The sequence below is a fragment of the Kitasatospora sp. NPDC057015 genome, from assembly GCF_042673745.1.
In the GTDB taxonomy this organism is placed as follows: Bacteria; Actinomycetota; Actinomycetes; order Streptomycetales; family Streptomycetaceae; genus Kitasatospora.
On record NZ_JBHUSG010000012.1, the window covers coordinates 59,845 to 83,253 of the forward strand.

Here is a 23,409-nt window from a genome sequence, read left to right on the forward strand (position 1 = left end):
TCCCAAGAACCGGTAAACCTCGTGCGGTGAATTCGTGCCGGTCGCCGGCGATCTGCCCTTGTCGCCCGCCTGTCGGGCTATGAGTGCGGCAGCGGAAAGTTGTTCAACAGGTGTTCGTGCAAGGGTCGCTCACGCCACCCCAGTCGGACGGCCGTGTCCTGCAGCCGGCGACCTCCCAGAGCCGGATAGGCGGCGGGTGCGGCACCGACCGTACCCGGTACCAGGACCCGGACCGCCGACATCCCCGAGGCGCGCGCCTCCGGCGTGGTCAGGTCGACCACGATGACCCGTCGGCCGGCCGAACCGGCTTGGGAGAGCAGGATATCGGCGCCGCGCCGGGGCAGTGCGGGCACCTGTGACCAGTCGCCCGGCGGCAGGTCCCAGGCCCACCCGGCGACCCGGTCGCCGGCCCGGCGGTCCAGGTACAGCTGCTGGTGGCAGAGCAGTTCGACCACGTCCGAGGAGTCCGCGCGGTAGTCGTCCAGGTAACGGCGGTCCGCGCGCCAGGACTTCAGCGGCGACGGCCGGCCGCGGGGGGCCGGCGCCGCCGCCCGGCGGTCCAGGGTCCGGCTGGTGATCTGCAGGGTGAACGCCTCGGCCAGCGCCTTGGCCGCGGCCTCGGCCGGGTCGGCGCGGGCGGCGAACCCGTAGGCCAGCCAGCCCTCGGCCCGGCTGCGCACCCCGGCGGCGAGCACCGGAACCGCGAACTCGTTGTCCAGATGGGCCAGTCGGATCTCGTAGTCGCGCGCCGCCGGGCCGAGCAGGGCGCTCAGCCGCTCGGTCGGCTGCAGTGCCGGCACCGGGTGCGCGTTCGCCCACCAGACGGCCACCGCGTCACGCTCGATGACCTCCTCCAGCCCTGAGAGCAGGGCGAGTTCGAGGTCCGGACCGGCCGCGATGCCGCCGATCGCGGGGAAGGCGTACAGCGGTTCGGGATGCCGGCGGGGCATCCGGCACCAGGCGGTGTACACCAGGAAGGCGGGCACCTGCACCGGCTCCCCGGTGCCGGCGACGCGGCCCTCGACCCAGTGCGCCGGGGAGTCCGGCCCGAACGGCAGGAACGGGAAGCCCGGGGTCGCGTACTGCCGCTCGGAGTAGAGGATCAGCTCCCGCGGGTCCAGCGCGGGCCTGCCGCGCCGCCGGAGCTCCCGGTAACTCCCGTACGTCACACGGTCGATGTCGGGCGCGGTGGCATTGCAGAAGCGCTCGACGGCCTCGCCCAGGGCGGCCCGCCGGGCCTCCTCGGGCCCCTGCCAGGACGTGCCGAAGGCCTGCCGGTCGGCCTGCCAGGGCCGCTCGGCGGTGAGGTCGGCCAGGTCGCTCACCGCGAGGTGCAGGGCGGGGGGCGTGCCGGCGACCCCGGCGAAGGCGCGGGTCCCGGCGACAATGCGCGGGTGGACGGCGCCCGGCTGAGGGCCGGAGCCCGGCGCCGGACGGCGGGTGCCGTCCGGGCCGGACTCCGGTCGCGGTGTGAGGTTCATCAACCCACGTACGCCGCGACACAGTTGTTCGCGATGAACTGCTCGGGTTCGGCACCGAGGTAGGCGGCGACGCAGTTGTCGGCGATGAACTCCTCGTTCTCCTCGTCGAGGAAGGCCGAAACGCAGTTGTTGACGACGAGCTGGGTCATGTCGGGTTCCTTTCACTGACGGCTCCCCGCCCGGATTCGGACGGGCAGTCGGGGAGCGGTTCCGCGCTCCCCTCCCGCACGGCGGGTGCCGTGCGGAAACTCCGGTCGCGGCCGACCACCAGTGCGCAGCCCGCACCGGCCGCGGTGCCGAGGACGGCGCACAGCGTCCACAACCACCCGGCGCCCCAGCGGTCGAGGACCCAGCCGCCGCCGGCCGGCCCGAGGAACGCGGCGGCGGACCAGGCCGTCCCGTACGCGCCCTGGTAGCGGCCGCGTTGGTGGGCCGGAGCCCGTTCGGCGACGACCGCGCTGCCCGCCGGGGCCTGCAGCATCTCGCCGAGGGTCCAGACCGTGACGGACAGGGCGTAGCCGGCGGCGGAGCCCGCGAAGGCGGTCAGGCCCAGGCCGCCGCCGAGCAGCACTCCGGCGGCCAGCAGCACCGGCGCCCGCGAGCGGCCGGCCACCAGCCGGGTCAGCGGGATCTGCAGGGTCACCACCAGCGCCGCGTTCAGCCCGTTGAGCAGGCTGAACAGGGTCGGTGACTGCCCCTGCCGGGCCATCGTGACGGGCAGCGCGGCGCCGTGCTGCTCGAAGACCGCACCGAACGCCAGGGTGAGCAGGACGAACAGCAGGAAGGCGCGGTCCCGGCGCAGCGGTGAGGGCTCGGCGCCGGGCCCGGTGGGCCGGGCGGTCGGGGCCGGCCGGGTCTCCGGGATCTTCACCAGGACGACCACGGCGCACACCAGGGTGGTGGCGGCGTCGGCGAGGAACAGCAGGAGGTAGCCGTGGCCGACCATCAGGCCGGCGAGTACGGCGGAGACCGCCAGTCCGGCGTTCACCGCCCAGTAGTTGAGTGCGAAGGCCCGCTGCCGGTCCCCGGCCGGCACCACGTCGGCGATGGTCGCCCCGGCGGCCGGGCGGACCGCGCCGGTGCCCAGCCCCACCGCGAAGGCCGCCGCGGTGACCAGCCACTGCTGCTCGGCCAGGCCCAGCAGCGCGGTGCTCGCCGCGGCCCAGCAGTGCCCGGCGGCCATCGTGGCGCGCCGTCCGCGCCGGTCGGCGAGGATCCCGCCGGCGAAGCTGCCGGCCATCGACCCGAGCCCGAGCATCGAGATCACGAACCCGGTGGTCGAGGCGGAGTAGCCGCGGCCGGTGGTGAGCGAGAAGGCCAGCATGGGGCCGGCGAACGCGCCCAGCCAGTTCACCAGGAGGGTCGACCAGATCCACCAGAACACCGGTGGCAGTCCGCGCACCGCGCCGGGCAGGGCCGGGCGGCCCGGTTTCCCCGGGATCACCGGGGGGCCTCACCCGGAATCCCGTGCGGCAGGGTGAAGCGGGCTCTGGCGGGCGCGCCCTCGTCCAGTTCGGCGGCCAGCTTCTCCAGCAGGCCGGGTTCGGCCACCGCGTCGGTCAGCGCCCCGCGCAACTGCGCGTACCAGTCGGCGGCGGTCCGCTCGTCGGCGAACCGCGGCAGGTCCCGGCGGACGGCGGGCTGTTCGACGGCCAGCCGGACGAGCAGGCGGCGCAGCAGGTCGCCCGCCGACGGCAGCCGGCTGCCGAGGGTGAGGTGGGCGCTGGGGCGTCCCGGCACCGCCCTGACGGTGTGCCACCAGCCGCGGGGCAGGTACAGCACGTCGCCGCGGGTCAGCTCGCCGGACCAGGAGGTGACGCCCTCGGCCGGGCGGGGCGGGTCGCTGAGCACGCCGACCGGGTGGTCCAGAGTCGGCGGGTGGAGGTCCCAGTGCTTGGCGCCCTCGGTCTGCAGGACGAGGACGTCGTGGTCGTCCCAGTGGGTGTGGAAGCCCTGGGCGGCGCCGCCGAGATTGGCGTAGAGGTTGGCCTGGACGAGGGCGCCCAGCGACCGCTCCACGCCGGCGACCAGGGTCCGCAGCGGGGCGTGCATCTCCTCGATGCCGTCGACCACCAGGGTGGCGCCGGCGGCGAGGGCCTGCTGGAGCAGCTCCGGGTCGAGCCGGGAGGGGCGCCCGCGCGGGGCGAGTTGCGGCACCGGCCGCGAGCAGGTGGCCAGGGCGATGCCGCCGGCCGAGCGCACCAGGTGGGTCCGGGTGGCGTCGGCGCGGTGGGCGGCGAGGATCTCGTTGAGATCGTCCCAGCCGAAGAGGCCTCGGAACCGCTCGTCCTCGCCCCGGATCAGGACGGGCTCGGTACCGAGGCGGTGGCGGAGGAACTCCGGCTCGGTGAGCGGGTGCAGCAGGCCGGCGAGGCCGCCGGCCGGGGGACACTCCCCTTCGTCGGATGTCAGCTCGTCCACGGCGGCTCCTTCGTTCGCGTTCGGTGTCGGGCGGCCGGCGGGCCGGGCGCCGCCGCGGTGGGGGCGGCGGTGCGGTGGGGGCGGCGGGCCGGGTAGGGCCGGACCGGGCAACCGCCGGTTCTGCGCAGTTGGACGGGCCCGCGGCGCGCGCCCCGGGGCGCCGGCCCGCGGGGCGCCCGCCGTCAGGTCGTCCGGACTCCGGGGTGCTTCCAGCTGATCACTCCGGCGCCCCAGGTGAGGCCCGCGCCGAAGGTGGCCAGGCCGAGCAGGGCTCCGGGCCGCAGGACGCCGGACTCCCGGGCGTGGGTGAGCGCGATCGGGATGGAGGCGGCCGAGGTGTTGGCGACCCGTTCGATGTTGAGGAAGACCTTCTCGTCCGGCACCGCGAGCCGGCGGGCGACCGCCCGCACGATCCGGGCGTTCGCCTGGTGGGCGACCAGCAGGTCCAGGTCGTCGGTGCGGAGGCCGCGGGCGGCCAGCACCTGTTCGGTGCTGCCGACCATGGCGTCCACCGCGTGCTCGTAGATCTCCCGGCCGCGCATCCGCAGCAGGTGGTCCGGCTTGCCGACGTACAGCAGGTCGATCCGCTCGCCGTCGGAGCCGAGCGCGAAGGCGGGCCGCAGCGCGCCGGTCGCGGCCCTGACCACCACCGCGCCGGCGCCGTCGCCGAGCAGCACCGCGGTGGAGCGGTCGGTCTTGTCGGTGATCCGGGACAGCGCCTCCGCGCCGCAGACCAGGACGTTCTCGGCGCGGCCGGACTCCACCACGGCGATCGCGTGGTCCAGGGCGTACAGGAAGCCCGAGCAGCCGGCCGACACGTCGAAGGCCGCCGGGCGGTCGGCGCCGAGCCGGGTGGCGACCTCGACGGCCAGGCCCGGGCTGACCCGGTCGGCGGTGGAGGTGGCCACCACGACCTGCTGGAGCTCCTTGGCGTCGAGGCGGGCGTCCGCCAGCGCCCGCTCGCAGGCGGCGACCGCGAGGTCGGCGAGCGGCGTGTGCTCGTCCAGCCAGCGGCGCTCGCGGATTCCGGTGCGCTTGACGATCCACTCGTCGGAGGAGTCGAGATGGGCGAAGTCGGCGTTCGTGACGACTCGTTCGGGCAGTGCCGCGCCGGAGCCGGCCAGGGTGACGGTCACCAGGTGCCTCTCTCTCGGACGGCGGCCTTAGAGGCCGGCCTTCGCGTATATGACGGCCAGCGCGTCCTGGACGAGCAGGGCCTCCTCGAAATCCCGGGCCCGCAGTTCGATGGCGAACTCGCGCTTGACCGAGGCCCCCAGATCGGTCACGTCGAGGGAGTCCACACCGAGGTCCTCGAAGGAGGCGCTCGGAACGATTTCCGAGCGCTCCGCGCCGAGCTCCTCCAGGGTGTCGACGACGAACTTCTCGACGGCCTCACGGGTGAGGGTGGAACCGGTCATGAAACTGCAACTCCTTCGTGCTCCGTTCGGCGGCCGTCGTGCTCATCGGCCGTACCGGAAACTAGGTGACCGTCAAATGGCAGTCAAGTGTGGTCAATTGATCGGTTACGCGGTTGCGCACCGGTCGGCTGCGATTGCGGCGCCGTTCCCGGGTGAATACCGCGGCGCCACCACGGCGGTCAGCACCAGGCCGTCCCGGGCGAGCCAGCGCCCGTGCAGGAGCGCCGGCCCCCCGTCCGGCGGGCGGGCCCGGAAGGCCCGCCCGGCGGCGGAGAAGGTGACGTCGAACCCGCTGGGGTCGGCGGGGCCGCCGACCAGCGGGTACCAGGCCTTGTAGGCCGACTCCTTGGCGCTGAACAGCAGCCGGTCCCAGTGCACCGAGGGCCGGGCCGCCAGCAGGGCGGCCACCCGCCCGGCCTCCTCCGCTGCCGCGACGAACTCCAACACCCCTTCGGGCAGCGGGAGATCGGGCGAGGCGTCGATGCCGAGCGCGGCCAGGTCGGTGGACCGCGCCACGGCGGCACCCCGGTAGCCGCGGCAGTGCGTCATGCTCCCCACCGTGCCCGCGGGCCAGCGGGGCGCCCCGCGCTCGCCGGGCAGGATCGGCACCGGCGGGTGGCCGAGCCCCGCCAGCGCGGCGCGCGCGCAGGCCCGGACCGTCCCGAACTCCCGCCGGCGGCGGGCCGTGGCCCGCCGGACGACCGCCTCCTCCGCGGGGAAGAGCCGGCCGTCCACCGTGTCGCCCCGGGTGTCGGCCGTGGCCACCGTGACCGGCAGGATCCGCTCGATCATGCCGGCGGGACGAGGACGACCTTGCCGAACACCGACCCGTCGAGCAGCGCCCCGAAGCCCTCCCGGGCCTCGGCCAGCGGCAGCACCCGGTCGATCAGCGGCGCGATCGCGTGCGCGGCGCAGAAGCGCGAGAGCTCCACCAGCTGCTCCCGGGTGCCGAGCGTGGAGCCGACGATGGTCAACTGCCGGAAGAAGACGTGCGCGAGGTCCGCCGGCGGCATCGCGCCGGTGGTCGCGCCGCTCACCACGATCCGCCCGCCGGGCCGGGCGCTGCGCAGCGAGTGCGCCCAGGTCGCCTCGCCGACCGTCTCCATCACCGCGTCCACCCGCTCGGGCAGCCGCGCGCCGGGCTCGAAGACGGCGTGCGCCCCGAGCCGCAGGGCGCGGCGGCGGCGCTCCTCGGTGCGTCCCGTCACCCAGACCCGGAACCCGGCGGCCGACCCGAGGACGGTCAGCGCGGTCGAGACCCCGCCGCCCGCCCCCTGGACCAGCACCGTGTCGCCCGGCTCCAGCGCGGCCCGGTCGAACAGCATCCGGTACGCCGTCAGCCAGGCTCCGGGCAGGCAGGCGGCCTCCTCGAAGGACATCCCCGGCGGTTTGGGCACCAGGTTGCGGCGCGGGACGGCGACCCGTTGCGCGAGGGTGCCGTCGTGCTCCTCGCCGAGGACGGTCCGGCGGGGGTCGAGGGTCTCGTCCCCGCGCCCGGCGGCCGGGTCCCCGACGACCGCGTGGACGATCACCTCGTTGCCGTCCTCGTCCAGGCCGGCCGCGTCGGAGCCGAGGACGACCGGCAGCCGCTGGTGCGGCGGGCCGACCCCGCGCAGGGTCCACAGATCGTGCTGGTTGAGCGCCGCGGCGCGTACCGTCACCGTGGTCCAGCCGTCCGGGACGGCCGGCTCCGGCCAGGGGCCGACGGACAGGCAGCTGAGCGGGTCGGCGAGGTCCGCGCCCTTGGCGGCTACCGCGAGCAACGGCTACACCCCGCTCCGGGCGAAGTGCCGGAAGCAGAGCGAGCCCCAGAGGAACCCGGCCCCGATGCCGGCCATGACCAGGACGTCCCCGTGCCGGGCGCGGTTCTCCAGGGCCTCGTGGAGCACGGTGAACATGCTGGCCGCGGCGGTGTTCCCGTACCGGGTGACGGTGGTGGGCGCGCGGTCCGCCGGCACGCCCAGGGCCTTGATCGCCTCGTTGATGATGTTGAGGTTCGCCTGGTGCAGCAGGAAGTGCTGCACGTCGTCGAGTTCGAGCCCGGCCCGGCGGACGGCCAGCCGGATGCTCTGCGGGAGCTTGCCGGTGGCCATGTTCCAGACGGCCTTGCCGTTCATCTTGAGGTACTGGTCGCGGGCCTCGGCGGTCGCCGGGCTGGTGGGCCGGCGCGAGCCGCCCGCCGGGATCTCCACCTCGTAGCTGAGCTCCGAGTCGGTGTCCCAGGCGAGCAGGCCGAAGCCGGTGGCGGTGCGACCGAGCACGGCCGCGCCCGCGGCGTCACCGAGGAAGACCCGGGTGGTGCGGTCCTGCGGGTCGGTGGCCCGGGAGCCGGCGTCGGCACCGATCACCAGGACGTTGCGGAAGGAGGAGTTCTGCAGCAGGTGGGCCGCCGTGACCAGGGCGTAGATGCCGCCGGCGCAGGCCGCCTGGGTGAGGTCGAGGGGGATCGCGCGGTGCGCGCCCAGGGCCTCCTTGACGATCAGCGCGGTGGACGGCAGCGGCTGGTCGGGGGTGAAGGTGGTGACGATCACGGCGTCCAGGTCGGACGCCTCCACACCGCTGCGCAGCATGGCCTGGCGGGCCGCCGCCACGCACATGTCGGAGGTGGCTCTGCCCTCCTCCAGGAAGCGCCGTTCGCGGATTCCGGTGCGAGCGGTGATCCACTCGTCGGTGGTGTCGAGGTCGCGGGTGAGTTCCTCGTTGGTCACGACGCGCTGGGGCACGTAGAGACCGGTGCCGAGAATTCCCACCGGGTGTGTGAGTCCGGCCGCGGCGTTCACCGTTTCGGCTTCGAGCACTGCCGTTCCGGTTCCCCGTATCGCGCCGAGCGGCTCATGGGTCATTTTTCGCTGTCCCCGTTCGGTTGGTTCGACAACAGACGTGCGAATTGCAGAAAGGGCTCCGGCGCATTGCTCCGGACGGCGTTCGACTGCCGCCGCCGACCGCGACGCTGCGGCCCGCACCAGAGAGGAGTGGACGAGATCCTGAATCGTTCACGGGCCGATGTCCGGCCGGGACCGGGCGATGCGCTCCGGTCCGCCGAATCCCCGAACGAATTCGAACGTCCATGCACCTGAAAAGTAATCCACCGACCGAGAGAGCGTCAACGCCGTTCAGCCGCAGCACGGTTGGCTGACGGAACGCACCGAACCCACCCGCGCGGGGAACGGCCGGAGCCCCCGGCCCGCAGGCCGGGGGCTCCCCCTCGGTACGTCTCCCGGCGGCGCTACCAGCCGCGGGCCAGCCACTCGGGCAGCTTCGGGCGCTCCGCGCCGAGCGTGGTGTCCTTCCCGTGCCCGGGGTAGACCCAGGTGTCGTCCGGGAGTTCGTCGAAGATCCTCGTCCTGACGTCCCGGAACAGCGAGGCGAACCGGGCCGGGTCCTTCTGGGTGTTCCCCACACCGCCCGGGAACAGGCTGTCCCCGGTGAAGACGTGGGCGTGGCCGGCCGGATCCCGGTACACCAGCGCGATGCTGCCCGGCGAGTGGCCCACCAGGTGCCGCGCCGTCAACTCCACCTCGCCGACCCGCACGACGTCGCCGTCCGCCAGCAGCACGTCCGCCGGCAGCGGCAGGCCCTCGGCGTCCTCGCGCCCCACCAGGACCTTCGCGCCGGTCGCCTCGACCACCTGCGGCAGGGCCCGGTGGTGGTCCCAGTGCTGGTGCGTGGTGAGCACCGAGGCGAGCCCGCCGTCACCGATCAGCGCGAGCAGGGTCTGCGGCTCGTCCGCGGCGTCGATCAGCAGTTGCTCGCCGGTGGCCCGGCAGCGCAGCAGGTAGACGTTGTTGTCGATGGTGCCGACGGACGCCTTGCTGATCGTCAGCCCGGACGTCTCGCGGACGTCCGCCGGGCCGCCGGCCGTCACCTCACCGGTGTAGGTCATGCCTTGGTCCTCTCTGTGGTGCGGCAACCGCGGTGCCCCGCGGTCACGTCAGGATGCCAGTCGGGCGTACCGGCCGGAGTGGAAGATCAACGGACTCCCCGGCGAGGTGCTGGACCACTCGACCGCCCGGGCCACCACCAGCTCGTGGTCGCCCGCCGGGTGGATCGTCTCGATCGCGCAGTCCAGCCAGCCCAGCCCGTCGGCCAGCACCGGGTGCCCCGCCGGGCTCCGGTGCCAGTCCCGGCCGGCGAACCGGTCGGCACCCCGGGTGGCGAAGGTGCGGCACACCTCCTCGTGCTGCTCCCCCAGGATGGTGATCGCGAACCCGCCCGCCCTGCGGACCGCGGGCCACGTGGTCGAGGAGTACGCGGCGCACAGCGCGATCAGCGGCGGGTCCAGCGACACCGAGGTGAAGGAGTTGGCCGCCATCCCGGCCGGACCGTCCGCGGTCTGCGCGGCGACGAGCACGATCCCGGTGGTGAAGCGGCCGAGCACGTCCCGGAAGGAACGCTCGGTCCGCAGGGCGCTCTCCATCTCTGCGGCTCCCTCTCAGGCGTGGGTCACGAACTCGGTGAAGCTCGGCCCGGGCATCCGGAGTTGGGCGTGCACGTCGCCGCCGAGTCCATGGTGGCCGATCGCCCCGCCGTAGCTGCGCTGGTGGCTCATCCACAGCACGATCACGTTGACGATGCGGTTCGCCGCCTCGGGCGTACCCGGCGCCGGGAAGGGGTTGGGCAGCGTGGCGTCGTAGTGGCCCACGCCCTTGGCGTCGGTCACGAAGACGTTGGGCACGCCCAGCGGGCTGGGGTGCGCGGGGCCGTCCGGGTCGAGGTCGCGCACCCGGACCGACATCACGGTGTAGAGGCTGTCGGGGATCAGCCCGGAGAACTCGCCCCGGAAGTCCGCCGCCGTGCCACCGCCGGCCAGCGACACCGTCAACGTCCCCTGCGCCTCCACCCACTGACCGAGCGTCACCGGTCCGGTGAGCTTCGGCCCGTCCTCCGGCTGGAGGTCCGGGATCGGCACCTGGTGGAACGGGTGGCTCGGGCGTTCGACGGCGAACGGCGCGGGCTCCTGGTCCGGGGCGAAGACCTTGGTGTAGTTCGAGCAGGGCAGCGGAAGGGGCAGCGTGCACAGCACCATCTCCCGGTCCGCCTCGGAGAGTTCCGGCCCCAGCTCGCGGACCACGGTGTAGGGCAGGTTCTGCCCGAACGGCGGCAGCGGGCTGTCGGCCGAGACGACCACGCTGCCCCACTCGGTGACCACACCGCCGTCGGGCCCGGGCCGGTTGACGGCGCCGATCACCACGAAGTCGCCGTCGGCGTTCATCACCTCGCTCGGCGGGTACAGCGGACCCTGGGTGGTCATCGCCAGGTCGTAGGTGCGCGACTCGGTCATCGTGCCTCCACCCGGCGGTAGATGCGGGTGTAGAGGCCCTGGTCGGTGACGAAGTGGGGGTGCGCCTGCTTCGCGATCTCGGCGTAGCGCTCCGAGGCGAAGGTCGGCAGGTACTCGGCCGGCTCGCAGGAGAAGCCGGACACGAACATCACGCCCGGCTCGGTGCTCAGCAGCGAGTGGTAGGCCAGGAACGCCTCGATCTTCTCGGACTTGTGCACCTCGGCGAAGATCGTGTCGACCCGCCAGTCCAGGTACTCCTCCTTCACCGGAGGCTTCACCTCGACGTGGCGCAGCTGCACGTACTCGGTCGCGGGCAGCTCGCCCTCCACCGGCTTGGGGGCCTCCACGAACTCCAGCACCTGGCGGCGGGCGTCACCGGTCGACAGCGGCGCCAGCGCCTTCAGCAGGTCGCGCCACCGCGCGGTGAGGCCGTCCAGCCGGCCCAGGTCGGCGATCGGGGTGAGCTCCAGCAGGGTCGACGCCTCGACGCCGCGGTACAGCACGGCGCCGGCCACCACCGGGGTCTGCTCGCGCCAGACGGCGATCGCCTGGTCGACGGCGGCGGGGTCGACGGGAACCTCGGTCACGAGCAACAGCGGAGAAGTCATCGTGTGGTCTTCCTCGGGAAGTGGACATCGGGTGTGAACAAGGGACGTGCGGGGCCGGGCCGGGGCCCGGTCATCCGGCGCCGACCAGCTCGGCCGGCCCGGTGGCGGGCGGCAGCGCGCCCGGGTCGGCGGGCGGGGCCTCGGATCCGGCGGCCGCCGGGGCGTGCTTGAGCGCGTACCGCAGGGCCCGCTGGGCGGCGCGGACCTCCTTGCGCGCCATCAGGGCGCGGTCGAAGCCGCTGCCCGCGATCCGGACGGCCGCGATCCGCAGGCCCGCCTGCCGGAAGTCGATCGCGATGTCGAAGGTGAGCAGCTCGGGATCGCTCAGATCCGCCGCGAGCACCTCGCACTCGATCGTGGCGTCCAGGGGGAACAGGAAGTTCCGGAACGTGGTCTCCAACTTGTCGTACACGTAGGCGTAGTCGCGTCCGGGCAGGTCCGGGCCGTAGTGGCGCTCGCAGACCGCCAGGTACATCTGGCGGGCGGCCTCCAGCACCACCATGCCCTGGACGTGGCTCGCCTGGTGGTCGAGCTGCAGCTCCTGGTCGTTGTGGATCCGCAGCTCGGCCCGGAAGGTGCGCTCCCCGGTCCGGGTCAGACCGGCGACCAGCACGTTCTGCTCGCGGTGCTTGTGCGTCTCGCTCCGGCCGGCCGGCTCCCCCCGCCCGTCCGCCACGATCCTGGTGCGCCCGGACAGCCCCCGGCGCTCCAGCTCGTCGCGGACGAGGGCCCAGTCGTAGGCGCTGACGCCCTGGCCCTCGGCGAGCACCAGGGCGACGCCCTCGCCGGGCCGCCCGCCCTCGCCCCCGCCCGGGGCGTCGTGGACGCCCGCGCGCAGCTCGGCGACCAGCCCGGACACCGTCCTCGCCCCGGTCTGCTCCGCGAAGGCGGCGAACCGGTCACCGACCACGAAGACCGTGGCCGCCATCAGCGCCACAGCCAGGCGTCGAGCTCGACGGTGGAGATCTGGGCCCGGGACGAGCTCGCCAGCACGGCGTACGTCGCCTCGGCGACGTCCTCGGCCGCCAGCATCCGCGCGCGCTGCTCCGCGGTCAGGGTGACGGGCATGTTCTCGCTGAAGTTGGTGTCGACCTTGTCCAGGACGATCCCGGTGACCCGCACCCCCCAGGGCCTGGCCTCCTCGGCCAGCCCCCGGGTGAGCCCCTCGACGCCCCACTTCGAGGCCGAGTAGGCCAACCCGCCGCCGGGAGCGGCCGCCCGCCGGCCCCAGATCGAGGACATGTTGACGATGTGGCCGGAGCCGGCCTCCTTCATGTGCGGCAGCACCGCGGCGGCCGCCACGAAGTACCCGGTGAGGTTGGTGGCGACGGTCCGGTCCCACACCTCGCGGCTGGTGGTGAGAATGCCGCCCGGGTAGGCGACGCCGGCCACGTTCAGCAGGTGGTCGATCCGGCCGAAGCGCTCCAGCGCCACTGCGACGGAGGCGGCCACCGCCTCCGAGTCGGCCACGTCGTGGACCGAGGTGAGGACCCGCTCGGCGGGCAGGCCCTCGTCGGCGACGGCCTTGGCCAGCCCCTGCTCGTCGTGCGAGTGCAGGACGAGCCGGCAGCCCTCCGCCGCCAGCCGCCGGGCCAGCGCCCGCCCGATGCCGCCGTCCGCGCCCGTGATCAGGGCGACCTTCTCCTGAAGCCCGGTCATATCTGTTCCCTTCCTCCCCCGGCCGCCGACAGAACCGGCCAACCTCGTTCCTGAGCACGCTCGTTGAGGACGGGATCGGCCCCGATGACCACCGGGTGCCCCACCGCGTCGAGCATGTCGAGATCACTGGAGTGATCCCCGTATCCGTAACAGTCCCCGGCCCGCAGGCCGAGCTCGCCGATCGTCCGGGCCACCGCGAGCGACTTGGCCTCGCCGATCATCGAGGTGCCGGTCATCCCGGTGTACCGGCCGTCCTCACCCACCAGCGGCTCGCTGCACAGCACCCGGTCCGCACCGAGGTCCAGCGCGAGCGGCCGCAGGCAGGCCTCGAACGAGCCGGAGACCAGCACCACCTCGTCGCCCGCCGCCCGGTGGCGGGCGAGGGCGGCCACGCCCGCCGTGACGAAGGCGTCCGGACGGCGCCGGTAGTCCCCGTACCAGGCCCGGCCCGCCGCCAGCACCGCGGCCACCGGAGCCCCGGCGAAGGCGCGGTAGTACAGGCGGTTGCCGACCTCCCGGGGCAGGCCGCGCGCGGCGATGCCCCGCAGCTCCGCGGCCCGCTCCCGGTACTCCGAGCCGTCGTCCCCGTTCAGCGCCAGCCAGTGGCGCAGGAACTCGAACATGCTCTTCGCCGTGATGAGCGTCTCGTCGACGTCGAAGAAGGCCGCCCGCCGGACGCCGGACACTACGCGCCGCCCGCGACGGCGGCCCGCGGCCTGCGCAGCACCGCGGCGACCACCAGCAGCGCCACCGCCGAGCCGATCGTGATCACCACGGCGGTCGCGTTCAGGGTGGACACGGTTCCCAGCACCGCCACGCCGAAGGCCACACCGGCCTGCCGGGAGGCGCTCAGCGCACCCATCGCGGTCGCGGCGTACTCCGCCGGCGCGGCGCCGGACATGTCCGCGGTGACCGCCGGGATGACCGTCGTCCCCGAGACCGTCAGGCCCAGCATCAGGATGATCAGCAGCGCCAGCGGCGGGTTGGACCCGGCCAGGACCAGCCCGATCCCCGAGGCCAGGCTGAACGCGAAGCCCGTCAGGATCACCGGCCGGGAGCCGTACTTGGCCACCGCACGGCCCGACAGCCACGGCAGGAAGCAGGCCGGCAGCGTCATCGGCAGGAACGCCAGGCCGGTCTCCAGCGGGGAGTAGCCCCGCACGTGGATCATCCACAGGGTCAGACCGAAGAAGGTGCCGTAGAAGACGAAGCTCGCCATCGCCCCCGCGAACAGGTCCGCCTGCACCCGGGCCAGCTTCATCATGCCCGGCGGCAGCAGCGGAGCCGCCACCCGGCGCTCGACGATCGCCAGCAGGACGAAGGCGCCGAGACCGGCCGCCAGCGCGATCAGCGCCGTCGGCCGGCCCCAGCCGTTGGCTCCGGCCTCGATCAGACCGAACACCACAGCGCCCAGGCCGACGATGGTCAGCACCAGGCCGGTGACGTCGACCTTCTTGTGCGTCTCCGGCCGGTGGGCGCTGAGACCACGGGTGGGCAGCAGCGCGATGAGCACGATCAGCGGGTTGATCAGGAACACCCAGCGCCAACCGCCGAGATCCACCAGGGCGCCGCCGAGCACCGGCCCGGCGATGAACCCGCAACTGCTCAGGGCGGCCCAGGAGCCGATCGCCCGGGAACGCTCGGCCGGCTCCGGGTAGACCCGGGCCAGCAGTGCCAGCGAGGCCGGCACCAGCCCGGCCGCCGCGGCCCCGAGCAGCGCCCGGCCGCCGATCAGCGCGCCCGCGTTGGGCGCGGCGGCGCAGGCCAGCGAGAGCAGCGCGAACGCCGCGAGCGCGAAGCGGTACACCCGGCGCGGGCCGAAGCGGTCGGCGACCGCGCCCGAGGCCATCAGCAGGCCCGCGAAGATCACCGTGTAGGCGTCCGCCGTCCAGGGCAGCTGCGCCTCGGACGCGTGCAGATCCGTCCGCACGTCGCTGAGGGCGACGTTGAGGATCGACACGTCCAGGATGACCAGGAAGTTTCCGACCACCAGACCGCCGAAGAGGGTCGCCCTCCGTCGGCGGGACGCCGGATCCGGGCCGCTCTGCGCGATCTGGGCCTTGTCCCCAGCGATTGTCATCAGTACTCCAATGTGGTGTTTCTCGGACTGCTGCGGGCCGGGCGCTGCTGCCGGACAGGCCCTAGCGCTTGGGAAGCTTCGCGACGTGGCGGTCGAACGACTCCTGCGGGCGGACCGCGGTGCCGGTGAACTGCGGTGCCACGTACCGGGCGAGCAGCTCCATGCTCCGGTTGGTCTTCTCCCACGAGCACCAGTCCGGCACGTAGACGAGCAGGTTGCCGAAGCCGCCGGTGCGCTCCTGGAGCGTGCGGATGCCCTCGACGACGTCCTCGACCGACCCGACCAGCGCACCGCCGGCCTCGATCCGCGCGTCCAGCTCCTGCGACCGCGGGCGGCCGGGGGTGGACACGGACTCGGCGCTGCCGCGGGCGGCGCCGAAGTAGTTGTACAGCCAGCGGTCGAAGCCGTCCCGGACGTCCGCGAAGGCCTCCTCGCGGGTCTCGGCGACATGGACCGGGAGCGCGACCCGCCAGTCCTCGCGGCGCACGGTACGGCCGTGTCGCTCGGCGCTCTCCTCGGCGGTGCGCCACTGCTCGGCCAGGCCGAAGCTGGTCGCCGAGCCGGGCTGCACCAGCGCGAACGACACCATGCTGAGCCCGTACCGGCCGGCCAGCTCGGGGGCGGTCAGCGACGTCCCGCCGCTGGCGATGGCGATCTCGATGCCGCCCGGGGTGTAGCGGGGCAGCTGCAGCCGGGCGTCGTTGAGGCCGTACCAGTCGGTCTTGTCGGTGACCCGCTCCTCGCCGTTGACCAGCTCGATGACGGACGGCAGGGCCTCGATCAGCCGGGTGCGCTGGTCGGCCGGTTCGAGTCCGAGCATCCGGGCGTCGGTCGGCACGCCGGGGCCGACACCGAGGATGTAGCGGCCCCGGGTCAGCTGGTCCAGGTGCACGGCGCGGCTGGCGACGTGGAAGGGGTGGTGCCAGGAGAGCGGGGCCACGCCGTGGGCGAGCTTGATCTGCTGGGTGCGCTGGGACGCCGCGGCGATCATGGTCTCGGGGGCGCCCACCAGGCCCCAGCCGAGCGAGTGGTGCTCGCCGAACCACGCCTCGTCGAAGTTCAGTTCGTCCAGCTGCTCGACCAGGTCGAGATTCCGGCGCAGCGCCAGGTGTGGATCCTGCCCGGTCTCGTGGACGGGGGACAGGAATACCCCGATGCGACTGTACACAGCTTTCCTCCAGCGAATTTCGAAAAAGCGCGGGTACGACTCACCGCGGAAAGGAAGAAGAATGGTGGGGGATGCAAGGACCATAACCGCCGCGGCCGGGGAGCGGAACTCTGTCCAACTGCGGCGAATGAACACTTAACCGGGCACGACGCCCGGTCAGCTCCAGCTGATCAGACGCCTGGGGCGCTCCAGCACGGCCGCGACCGTGGCGAGCACCCGGGAGCCGAGTTCGCCGTCCACCAGACGGTGGTCGAAGGAGAGTGCGAGAGTCGTCACCTGACGCGCCCTCACCTCGCCGCGGTGGATCCACGGCCGCTCCCGGATCGCGCCGACCGCGAGGATCGCCGCCTCACCGGGATTGAGGATCGGCGTGCCGGTGTCCACCCCGAAGACCCCGATGTTGGTGATGGTCACGGTGCCCCCGGCCTGGTCCGCCGGGGTGGTCCGGCCCGCGCGGGCGGTCTCCGTCAACGCCTGGAGCTCACGGGCGAGTTCCGGGAGCGTCCGGGAGCCGGCCCGCTTGATGTTGGGGACGATCAGACCGCGCGGGGTGGCCGCGGCGATGCCCAGGTTGACGACGTCCTTGACGACGATCTCCTGCTGTGCCTCGTCCCACCGGGCGTTGATCTCCGGGTACCTGCGCACGGCGGTCAGCAGCGCCTTCGCCACCAGCAGCAGCGGGGTGACCCGCAGCCCCTCGAACTCCTCGTCCTGCCTGAGCCGGCGGACGAGCTTCATCGTCCGGGTGACGTCGACGTCGACGAACTCGGTGACGTGCGGGGCGGTGAACGCGCTCGCCGTCACCGCCGCGGCGGTGGCCCGCCGCACCCCCTTGACCGGTACCCGGCGCTCACCGGGGACCGCCTGCGGGCCGGCCGGGTCCGCGTCCTGCGCCACCGGGGCCGGGCGGGCCCCGGCGGCGGAGCCGACGGACCCGACAGGGCCGGCAGCCACGGGGGGCGGGAACGGGCGGGCGGCCGCGTGCACGTCCTCGCGGGTGACGACCCCGCCGGGCCCGGTGGGCACCAGCAGCCCCAGGTCGACGCCGAGGTCCCGGGCGAGCCTGCGGACCGGCGGCTTCGCCAGCACCGGCGCCTCAGCGCCCCCGGCGCCGGTCGGCCCCGCGCCGTCCGACCCGGCCCCGGCTCCCCCGGCGGTCGCCGTCGGCGGCTGCCTGCGGGGGCGGCGCCGGCTCGATCCGTTCATCACGCCGTAGCCGACCAGCAGGGCCTCCCTCGGCTCCTCCGCCGCCGCCTGCGCCTGGGCCGACGGCGCCGCCGGCTGCCGGGCCGGCAGGTCCGAGGGCCCGGCGGGCGCCGGGAGTTCGGCCGTGTCCGGCGCGGTGTCCACGGTGATGATGACCGCCCCGACGGCCACCGTCACTCCCTCGCCGAAGCGGAGCTCGTGCACCACCCCGTCGTACGGGACGGGGAGTTCGACCACCGACTTGGCGGTCTCCACCTCGCAGACCGGCATGCCGTCGTGCACCCGGTCGCCCGGCCGGACGTACCACTTGAGGATCTCCGCCTCGTCGAGCCCCTCTCCCACGTCGGGCATCTTGAAGTCACGGAAGCGCTGGATGGTCACGGCGTGTTGTCCGATTCCTTGTCTCAGAAGGCCAGGGCGCGCTCGGCGGCGTCCAGGATGCGGTCGAGGTCGGGCAGGTAGTCGCGCTCGGTGCGCGACGGCGGGTACGGCATGTGGTAGCCGCCGACCCGCAGGACGGGCGCTTCGAGCCGGTGGAAGCAGCGCTCGGTGATCCGGGCGGCGATCTCGGCGCCGGCACCGAAGAAGACCGGCGCCTCGTGCACCACCACGAGCCGCCCGGTCCGGGCCACCGAGGCCTCCACGGTGTCGAAGTCGATCGGGGAGACCGAACGCAGGTCGACGACCTCCAGGCTGGTGCCCTCCTCCGCCGCGACGGCCGCTGCCTCCAGGCAGGAGCGCACGGTCGGGCCGTAGCCGACGAGGGTGGCGTCCCGGCCGGGGCGCACCACCCGCGCGGCGTGCAGCGGTTCGGCGGCCGCGCCGGTGTCGACCTCGCCCTTGTCGTAGTAGCGCCGCTTGGGCTCCAGGAAGATCACCGGGTCGGGGCAGTCGATCGCCGCGCGCAGCATCCCGTACGCGTCACGGGCGTTGGACGGGGTCACCACCCGCAGGCCGGCGACGTGGGCGAACAGGGCCTCCGGCGACTCGCTGTGGTGCTCGACCGCGCCGATGCCGCCGCCGTAGGGGATCCGGAGGACCACCGGCAGGCCGAACCGGCCGCCGGCCCGGGCCCGCATCTTCGCCAGCTGGGTGACGATCTGGTCGTACGCGGGGAAGACGAAGCCGTCGAACTGGATCTCCACCACCGGGCGGTAGCCGCGCAGCGCGAGGCCGATCGCGGTGCCGACGATCCCGGACTCGGCGAGCGGGGTGTCCAGCACCCGGTGCTCGCCGAAGTCCTTCTGCAGGCCGTCGGTCACCCGGAAGACGCCGCCGAGCCTGCCGATGTCCTCACCCATCAGGACGACCCGGGGGTCGGCGGCCATCGCGCCGCGCAGCGATTCGTTGATCGCCTTGGCGACGGTGAGGGTCCGTACGGAGGGGGCCGGGCCGTCGGCCGGTACGGGCAGGGCCGTCATCTCAGTGCACCTCCGCATCGGCGAACGAGGCCTGGTGGGCCCGGTACCAGTCGCGTTCCTCGGCCGCGAGGGCGTGCTCGCCCGCGTAGGTGGCGTCGAAGAACTCACCGAGGTCCGGGTCCGGCATGGCGCGCACGCTGTCGCGCAGGCCGCGGGCGAGCCGTTCGCCCTCCGCGTCCACCTCGGCGAACCAGGCGTCGTCGGCCCAGCCGTTCCCGGCCAGGTACCGGCGGACCCGCGCGATCGGGTCCCGGCCCGCCCACTCCTCGACCTCGGCCGACTCGCGGTAGCGGGTCGGGTCGTCGGACGTGGTGTGGGCGCCCATCCGGTAGGTGAACGCCTCGACCAGCATCGGCCCCTGGCCGCGGCGGGCACGGTCCAGCGCCTCCCGGGTGACCGCCAGGCAGGCCAGCACGTCGTTGCCGTCCACGCGTACGCCGGGGAAGCCGAAGCCGGCCGCGCGCCGGTAGAGCGGTACCCGGCTCTGGCGTTCGGTCGGCTCCGAGATCGCCCACTGGTTGTTCTGGCAGAAGAAGACCACCGGCGCGTTGTAGACCGCCGCGAAGTTGAACGCCTCGCTGACGTCCCCCTGGCTGGTCGCGCCGTCGCCGAAGTACGCGATGACGGCGGTCTCGGCGCCGTCGTACGCCACCCCCATCGCGTAGCCGGTGGCGTGCAGCACCTGGGAGCCGATCACCAGCGTGTAGAGGTGGAAGTTGTGCTCCGCGGGATCCCAACCGCCGTTGGTGGCGCCCCGGAACATCCGCAGGATGTCCAGCAGGTCGACGCCGCGGCAGAGCGCGACCCCGTGGTCGCGGTAGCTCGGGAAGACGTGGTCGTCGGCGCGCAGCGCGCGGGCCGAGCCGACCTGGGCGGCCTCCTGCCCCAACAGCGAGGGCCACAGGCCCAGTTCGCCCTGACGCTGGAGGGTGACGCCCTCGCCGTCCGCCCGGCGCGCCAGGACCATGTCCCGGTAGAGCCCGCGGAGTTCCTCCGGTGTCAGCTCGATGTCGTAGTCCGGGTGCGGCACCCGCTCGCCGTCCGGCGTCAGCAGTTGCACGAACTCCGTCGGCGCCGGCTCGCACCGGTGCCCGGCTCCGCCGCCCTTCGCTCTCTTCCGGCTCTGTGCGGACAACGCACATCCCCCTTCTGCGCCGTGGCCCGGCGCTGTGATCTGCGGCGTGGTGCTGCGGTTCAGCACTGCGCGTGCCGCGGCGCGAACGAGGCCGGCGAGAGGCGGTGACGGCGACGTGGGCGCGGTGATGTGAATGCAGTGATGTGGACGCGGTGATGTGAATGCGATGTCGTGAATGCGGTGTCGTGGACGCGGTGACGTGAATGCGGCGGCGCGGCCACGGCGATGTGGGTGCGCCCGATGGGATGCGGCGGACCGGAATGCCGCCGCGCGGTGCCGCGCGGCGGGCCGGACATTCCCGCCGAGGAGTTCTGTTCGTCGTCGGAGAACACGCGAAGCGGAAGTCGGCCCGGCCCCACACCGGCAGTATCACCGCACGTCGTCGCCAATATCCAGTCTGTTCAATGCCCGTGCAACTGCTCGGATTCGGCGGTTGAACGCAGATCCGGGAGAGCGGACCGGAGCGCCCGGAAGAAGGGCTCCCGGGACTCCCGGGGAAAGAAGTGCCCGCCCGCTATCACCCGGAGCGTGCAGTCCTCGGAGCTGGAGTACGAACTCCACCGTGCCGCGTCCCGCACCGGCACCAGCGGGTCGCGCTCGCCGGCGAACACGTCGATCGGACACGGCAGGGGCACGGGCCGGGCGGGCCCGCCCGGGCCCGCCGTGGTGCACAGTCGCAGGTCCTCCCTGAGCAGGGCGAGGACGCCGGGCAGCCGGTCGGTGTCCTCGAAGTGGGCCGCGACCGCACCCGGCCGCGCGGACAACCCGACCAGCCAGTCGGCCAGTTCGGCATCGGCTAGCCCGTGCGCCCGGGCCGTCCCGCGCCCCAGGTGGGGTGCGGCGGCGGCGCCCACCAGCAGCCGCTCGGGAAGGCGCAGGCCGCGCGCGGCCCGCAGCAGGGCGAGCCGGTGGGCGACCAGCGCCCCCATGCTGTGACCGTAGAAGACGTGCGGTGCGGCCAGTCGCGGGCCGAGTTCGCGGGCCACCGCCTCGGCGAGCGCCGGCAGGTCCTCGTGGCGGCGGGACCAGCCCCGGGCGCCACGCCCCGGGAGGGTGACCGGCACCACCTCGACCGCCGGGCCCAGCGCGCGCTGCCAGCCGGTGAACGCGGCGGGAGCGCCGCCGGCGTGGTGGAATCCGAACAGGCGCAACTTGGTGGCGGGCCGCTCGCCGTCCGGTCCGGCCACCTCGCCCCCGACCACCACGGACCCGACCGTGACGGACCCGACCGCCGCCGGGCGGGCGCCGGTCCGGTCAGCCATTGCGCTCCAGCCCCTCGGCGAACCGCAGCCAGGCCCCCGCGTACCCTCGTGCCACCTGGCTGACCAGTGCGGCGGAGTGCTCCGGGACGACCTCGATCATCTCCTCCCAGCGGTCCGGCGGAAGGGCGTTGGCGCCGAGCAGGCGCAGCAGGAAGCGGCCGTGTTCCACGTACTTGAGCGACGGGTCCTTCAGCAGGGCGCCCAGCATCACCAGCGGGTTGCCCGCGGGCTCCGGCGGCTCCTTGGCCTCCGCCACCGGGCGCGGCACCGAGGCGGACCGCTGGACCGACTGCGGGCGCACCTCCACGCTGTCCATGGTGCGCCGGACGGCGTCCGGCACCGGGTCCTCGCCCCGGCTCAGCCGGGCCCGTACGTCCCGCACCGTCCCCGGGGAGATCTTGGCGATCTGCGCGATCTGCCGCAGCGAGGCACCGGGCATCTCGGCGATCAGCCGGCCCGCCAGGATCCGCCCCTGGGAACTGTTCACCGGGCGGAGCTTTCCGTCCCGCCCCAGTCGGGCGGTAGGTTGGGTGGTTTCGTCCGGGGTGACCCGGCGGATCTCGCTCACCGTCCTGGCAGACAGTCCGACGACCCCCGCGATCGCCCGATCCGACCAGTGTCCGTGTGAGCCGATGATGCGTACCGCGGCCGCTCTTCGGTCGCTCAGCGACAGCGGCAGGCCGTGCGCGGTGTTCTCCCGTACCGCGATCAGGAAGGCGTCCCGCGCGGCCCCTTCGAAGTAGCGGGCCCGGATCACCTCCTCCCCGCGGGCGACGGCCGCCCGCAGGCGGTGCATGCCGTCCACCACCCGCATGGTGGGCCGGTGGACGATGATCGGCGGCAGGGTCGCCCCGGAGTGCGCGAGGAGCTGCGCGTACGAGACGTCCTCGCCCTCGCTCCGGGGTGAGTCGGCGGGGAGCAGCGATCCCACCGGGACGATCTCCACCGCCGACAGACTGGGCCAGTGGCCTTCGCCTAAGGCCTCCTCCGCGGGCCATGGTGGGGCCGCCGGGGCGGCGGATTCGGTCTGAACGCTCATCTTTCCCCCAAGATGCAGTCTCCGGTTCCTCCGCAGGCAGGGGCGTGCGCGCGGATGGCCGGCCGGACCAAGCAGATCGATCGTATCCCACTATTCATACCTTCGCGAAGGTTTATTTATGGCCGGAACGTTACATTGGCCCGCATATGCCAGAAGACTCCCCGGCCTCGCTGAGCAGGCAGGACGCGGCCACGGGCGAAGCCCCGGGGCGTCCCCGGGAGGGCACGGGGGCAGCGGAGCGGCGGCGCAGGGGCGGGCGAAGGCGGCCGGCCGAACCCGGCGCGGGGGTCCGCACGGCCCGGACCAGGCGGACGCGGGGGTTGGACGCGGGGGTTGGACGCGGGGCACGAGGGGCCGGCGGAGGGCAGGGCGGCCCCGGGAGGGCGCCACGGCGGGCCCGAGGGTGCGGACGGCCGGCGGGGGACGACACGGCGGACCGAAGGGGCGCACGGCGAGCAGGAAGGGCGTACCGCGGGCCGCACGGACACGCGGCGGGCCGGAGGGCGCACGGTCGGGAGGCGACCGCGCAGCGGGGGCGCCTGCGGCCACCGGCCGCCGCGCCCGGGGCATCTGACCGACCGTCGGCCCGGGAGGGGGATCCCCACCCTCCCGGACCGGGCCGGACCGCGCCCGCTCAGACCGGCGCGGCGGCCGGCTCCCAGGGCTGGAACCAGGGGTCGGGCCACTGCTCGGCCGCGGCGAGCAGCGGGTAGAGGGTGGCGCCGTCGAGCGTCTCGCGGATGATGTCGGCGTGCCCGCCGTGCCGGGCGGTCTCCTCGATCAGGTGCAGCAGCACCCAGCGCACCGACCACTCCTCGATCTCGGCGGGGAACCACGGCACCCCCCGGGGGACGGGAACGCCCTGACCGAGGTCGGCGACCCCGGCGACGGTCGCGTCGGTCTCGGCGCAGGCCCGCTCGTAGTCGGCGAGCAGTCCGGCCAGGGTCTCGCCCGGCTCGGGCAGGAACTCGGGGGCGTCCGACTCCTCGGCCGTCCGCCGTGGCGCCTCGGCGCGCCGCAGGACGAGGTCCATCCACCCGCGTTCGCAGCGGGCGGCGTGCTTGAGCAGGCCGGCGATGCTGAGCTCGCTGGCGGACGGCGTCGCCCATCCCTGCTCCTCGGTCAGGCCGTGCGCGGGGACGCGCAGCAACTGCCGCTGCTGGGCGAGGAAGGCGAGCAGGGCGGTGCGCTCGTCGGCGACCGGCGGAGCGAGTCCGGGCATGGGGGTGG

The 23,409-nt window shown here is 74.0% G+C and carries 24 protein-coding genes; all 24 read right to left on the reverse strand.

All coding sequences use genetic code 11. The annotated features are described in order from the left end of the window. Positions 1–77: 77 nt before the first annotated feature. The 24 genes from ACFTWP_RS14495 to ACFTWP_RS14610 all read right to left on the reverse strand — a co-directional run bounded on the left by ACFTWP_RS14495 (position 78) and on the right by ACFTWP_RS14610 (position 23,401). Positions 78–1,481, reverse strand: a complete 1,404-nt coding sequence (locus ACFTWP_RS14495; protein ID WP_380264842.1) for a YcaO-like family protein — start codon at positions 1,479–1,481, stop codon at positions 78–80. Beyond that, positions 1,481–1,630 (reverse strand): hypothetical protein, encoded by a 150-nt coding sequence (locus tag ACFTWP_RS14500; RefSeq protein WP_380264843.1) that lies wholly within the window; start codon positions 1,628–1,630, stop codon positions 1,481–1,483. Before ACFTWP_RS14500 ends, ACFTWP_RS14495 begins: the two co-directional genes overlap by 1 nt. Beyond that, positions 1,627–2,925, reverse strand: a complete 1,299-nt coding sequence (locus ACFTWP_RS14505) for an MDR family MFS transporter (protein ID WP_380264844.1) — start codon at positions 2,923–2,925, stop codon at positions 1,627–1,629. Before ACFTWP_RS14505 ends, ACFTWP_RS14500 begins: the two co-directional genes overlap by 4 nt. Then, positions 2,922–3,902: a JmjC domain-containing protein gene (locus ACFTWP_RS14510; RefSeq protein WP_380264845.1), complete on the reverse strand. Its 981-nt coding sequence runs from the start codon at positions 3,900–3,902 to the stop codon at positions 2,922–2,924. The genes ACFTWP_RS14505 and ACFTWP_RS14510 overlap by 4 nt, the downstream gene beginning before the upstream one ends. 182 nt (positions 3,903–4,084) lie before the next feature. Continuing rightward, positions 4,085–5,038 carry a beta-ketoacyl-ACP synthase III gene (locus ACFTWP_RS14515; protein ID WP_380264847.1) on the reverse strand — a complete coding sequence of 318 codons (954 nt, stop codon included), beginning with the start codon at positions 5,036–5,038 and terminating at the stop codon, positions 4,085–4,087. A 27-nt stretch (positions 5,039–5,065) separates the two neighbouring features. Further along, complete coding sequence (locus tag ACFTWP_RS14520; RefSeq protein ID WP_380264848.1) at positions 5,066–5,320, reverse strand: acyl carrier protein; 255 nt, start codon at positions 5,318–5,320, stop codon at positions 5,066–5,068. A gap of 105 nt (positions 5,321–5,425) precedes the next feature. Continuing rightward, positions 5,426–6,112: a 4'-phosphopantetheinyl transferase gene (locus tag ACFTWP_RS14525; protein ID WP_380264849.1), complete on the reverse strand. Its 687-nt coding sequence runs from the start codon at positions 6,110–6,112 to the stop codon at positions 5,426–5,428. Beyond that, a complete protein-coding gene (locus tag ACFTWP_RS14530) occupies positions 6,109–7,083 on the reverse strand; it encodes a zinc-binding dehydrogenase (RefSeq protein WP_380264850.1) in 975 nt (324 codons plus the stop codon). Before ACFTWP_RS14530 ends, ACFTWP_RS14525 begins: the two co-directional genes overlap by 4 nt. 3 nt (positions 7,084–7,086) lie before the next feature. Continuing rightward, entirely contained in the window at positions 7,087–8,118 is a 1,032-nt protein-coding gene (locus tag ACFTWP_RS14535; RefSeq protein ID WP_380264851.1) for a 3-oxoacyl-ACP synthase III family protein, read from the reverse strand. A 428-nt stretch (positions 8,119–8,546) separates the two neighbouring features. Then, positions 8,547–9,203 (reverse strand): MBL fold metallo-hydrolase, encoded by a 657-nt coding sequence (locus tag ACFTWP_RS14540; protein WP_380264852.1) that lies wholly within the window; start codon positions 9,201–9,203, stop codon positions 8,547–8,549. Between the two features lie 48 nt (positions 9,204–9,251). Continuing rightward, on the reverse strand, positions 9,252–9,737 hold the full coding sequence (locus ACFTWP_RS14545; RefSeq protein WP_380264853.1) for a flavin reductase family protein: 486 nt from the start codon (positions 9,735–9,737) through the stop codon (positions 9,252–9,254). Positions 9,738–9,752: 15 nt separating this feature from the next. Continuing rightward, positions 9,753–10,601: a hypothetical protein gene (locus ACFTWP_RS14550; protein WP_380264854.1), complete on the reverse strand. Its 849-nt coding sequence runs from the start codon at positions 10,599–10,601 to the stop codon at positions 9,753–9,755. Further along, positions 10,598–11,209: a hypothetical protein gene (locus ACFTWP_RS14555; protein WP_380264855.1), complete on the reverse strand. Its 612-nt coding sequence runs from the start codon at positions 11,207–11,209 to the stop codon at positions 10,598–10,600. The genes ACFTWP_RS14550 and ACFTWP_RS14555 overlap by 4 nt, the downstream gene beginning before the upstream one ends. 70 nt (positions 11,210–11,279) lie before the next feature. Beyond that, a complete protein-coding gene (locus tag ACFTWP_RS14560) occupies positions 11,280–12,137 on the reverse strand; it encodes an AfsA-related hotdog domain-containing protein (protein WP_380264856.1) in 858 nt (285 codons plus the stop codon). After that, a complete protein-coding gene (locus ACFTWP_RS14565; RefSeq protein WP_380264857.1) occupies positions 12,137–12,868 on the reverse strand; it encodes an SDR family oxidoreductase in 732 nt (243 codons plus the stop codon). Before ACFTWP_RS14565 ends, ACFTWP_RS14560 begins: the two co-directional genes overlap by 1 nt. Then, positions 12,865–13,554 carry an HAD family hydrolase gene (locus ACFTWP_RS14570; RefSeq protein WP_380264858.1) on the reverse strand — a complete coding sequence of 230 codons (690 nt, stop codon included), beginning with the start codon at positions 13,552–13,554 and terminating at the stop codon, positions 12,865–12,867. The genes ACFTWP_RS14565 and ACFTWP_RS14570 overlap by 4 nt, the downstream gene beginning before the upstream one ends. Then, positions 13,554–14,948 carry an MFS transporter gene (locus ACFTWP_RS14575; protein ID WP_380264859.1) on the reverse strand — a complete coding sequence of 465 codons (1,395 nt, stop codon included), beginning with the start codon at positions 14,946–14,948 and terminating at the stop codon, positions 13,554–13,556. Before ACFTWP_RS14575 ends, ACFTWP_RS14570 begins: the two co-directional genes overlap by 1 nt. Positions 14,949–15,009: 61 nt before the next feature. Next, on the reverse strand, positions 15,010–16,116 hold the full coding sequence (locus ACFTWP_RS14580) for an LLM class flavin-dependent oxidoreductase (protein WP_380264860.1): 1,107 nt from the start codon (positions 16,114–16,116) through the stop codon (positions 15,010–15,012). A gap of 156 nt (positions 16,117–16,272) precedes the next feature. Then, on the reverse strand, positions 16,273–17,673 hold the full coding sequence (locus tag ACFTWP_RS14585; protein WP_380264971.1) for a dihydrolipoamide acetyltransferase family protein: 1,401 nt from the start codon (positions 17,671–17,673) through the stop codon (positions 16,273–16,275). 53 nt (positions 17,674–17,726) lie between these two features. After that, the gene (locus ACFTWP_RS14590) at positions 17,727–18,743 is read right to left on the reverse strand and encodes an alpha-ketoacid dehydrogenase subunit beta (RefSeq protein WP_380264861.1); all 1,017 of its coding nucleotides are present in this window, start codon (positions 18,741–18,743) and stop codon (positions 17,727–17,729) included. A 1-nt stretch (position 18,744) separates the two neighbouring features. Then, positions 18,745–19,941 carry a pyruvate dehydrogenase (acetyl-transferring) E1 component subunit alpha gene (gene pdhA, locus ACFTWP_RS14595; protein WP_380264972.1) on the reverse strand — a complete coding sequence of 399 codons (1,197 nt, stop codon included), beginning with the start codon at positions 19,939–19,941 and terminating at the stop codon, positions 18,745–18,747. Positions 19,942–20,279: 338 nt separating this feature from the next. Further along, entirely contained in the window at positions 20,280–21,140 is an 861-nt protein-coding gene (locus ACFTWP_RS14600; RefSeq protein WP_380264862.1) for a thioesterase II family protein, read from the reverse strand. Beyond that, a complete protein-coding gene (locus tag ACFTWP_RS14605) occupies positions 21,133–22,086 on the reverse strand; it encodes a streptomycin biosynthesis protein (RefSeq protein ID WP_380264863.1) in 954 nt (317 codons plus the stop codon). The genes ACFTWP_RS14600 and ACFTWP_RS14605 overlap by 8 nt, the downstream gene beginning before the upstream one ends. A 727-nt stretch (positions 22,087–22,813) precedes the next feature. Next, the gene (locus tag ACFTWP_RS14610; RefSeq protein WP_380264864.1) at positions 22,814–23,401 is read right to left on the reverse strand and encodes a DinB family protein; all 588 of its coding nucleotides are present in this window, start codon (positions 23,399–23,401) and stop codon (positions 22,814–22,816) included. Positions 23,402–23,409: the final 8 nt, after the last annotated feature.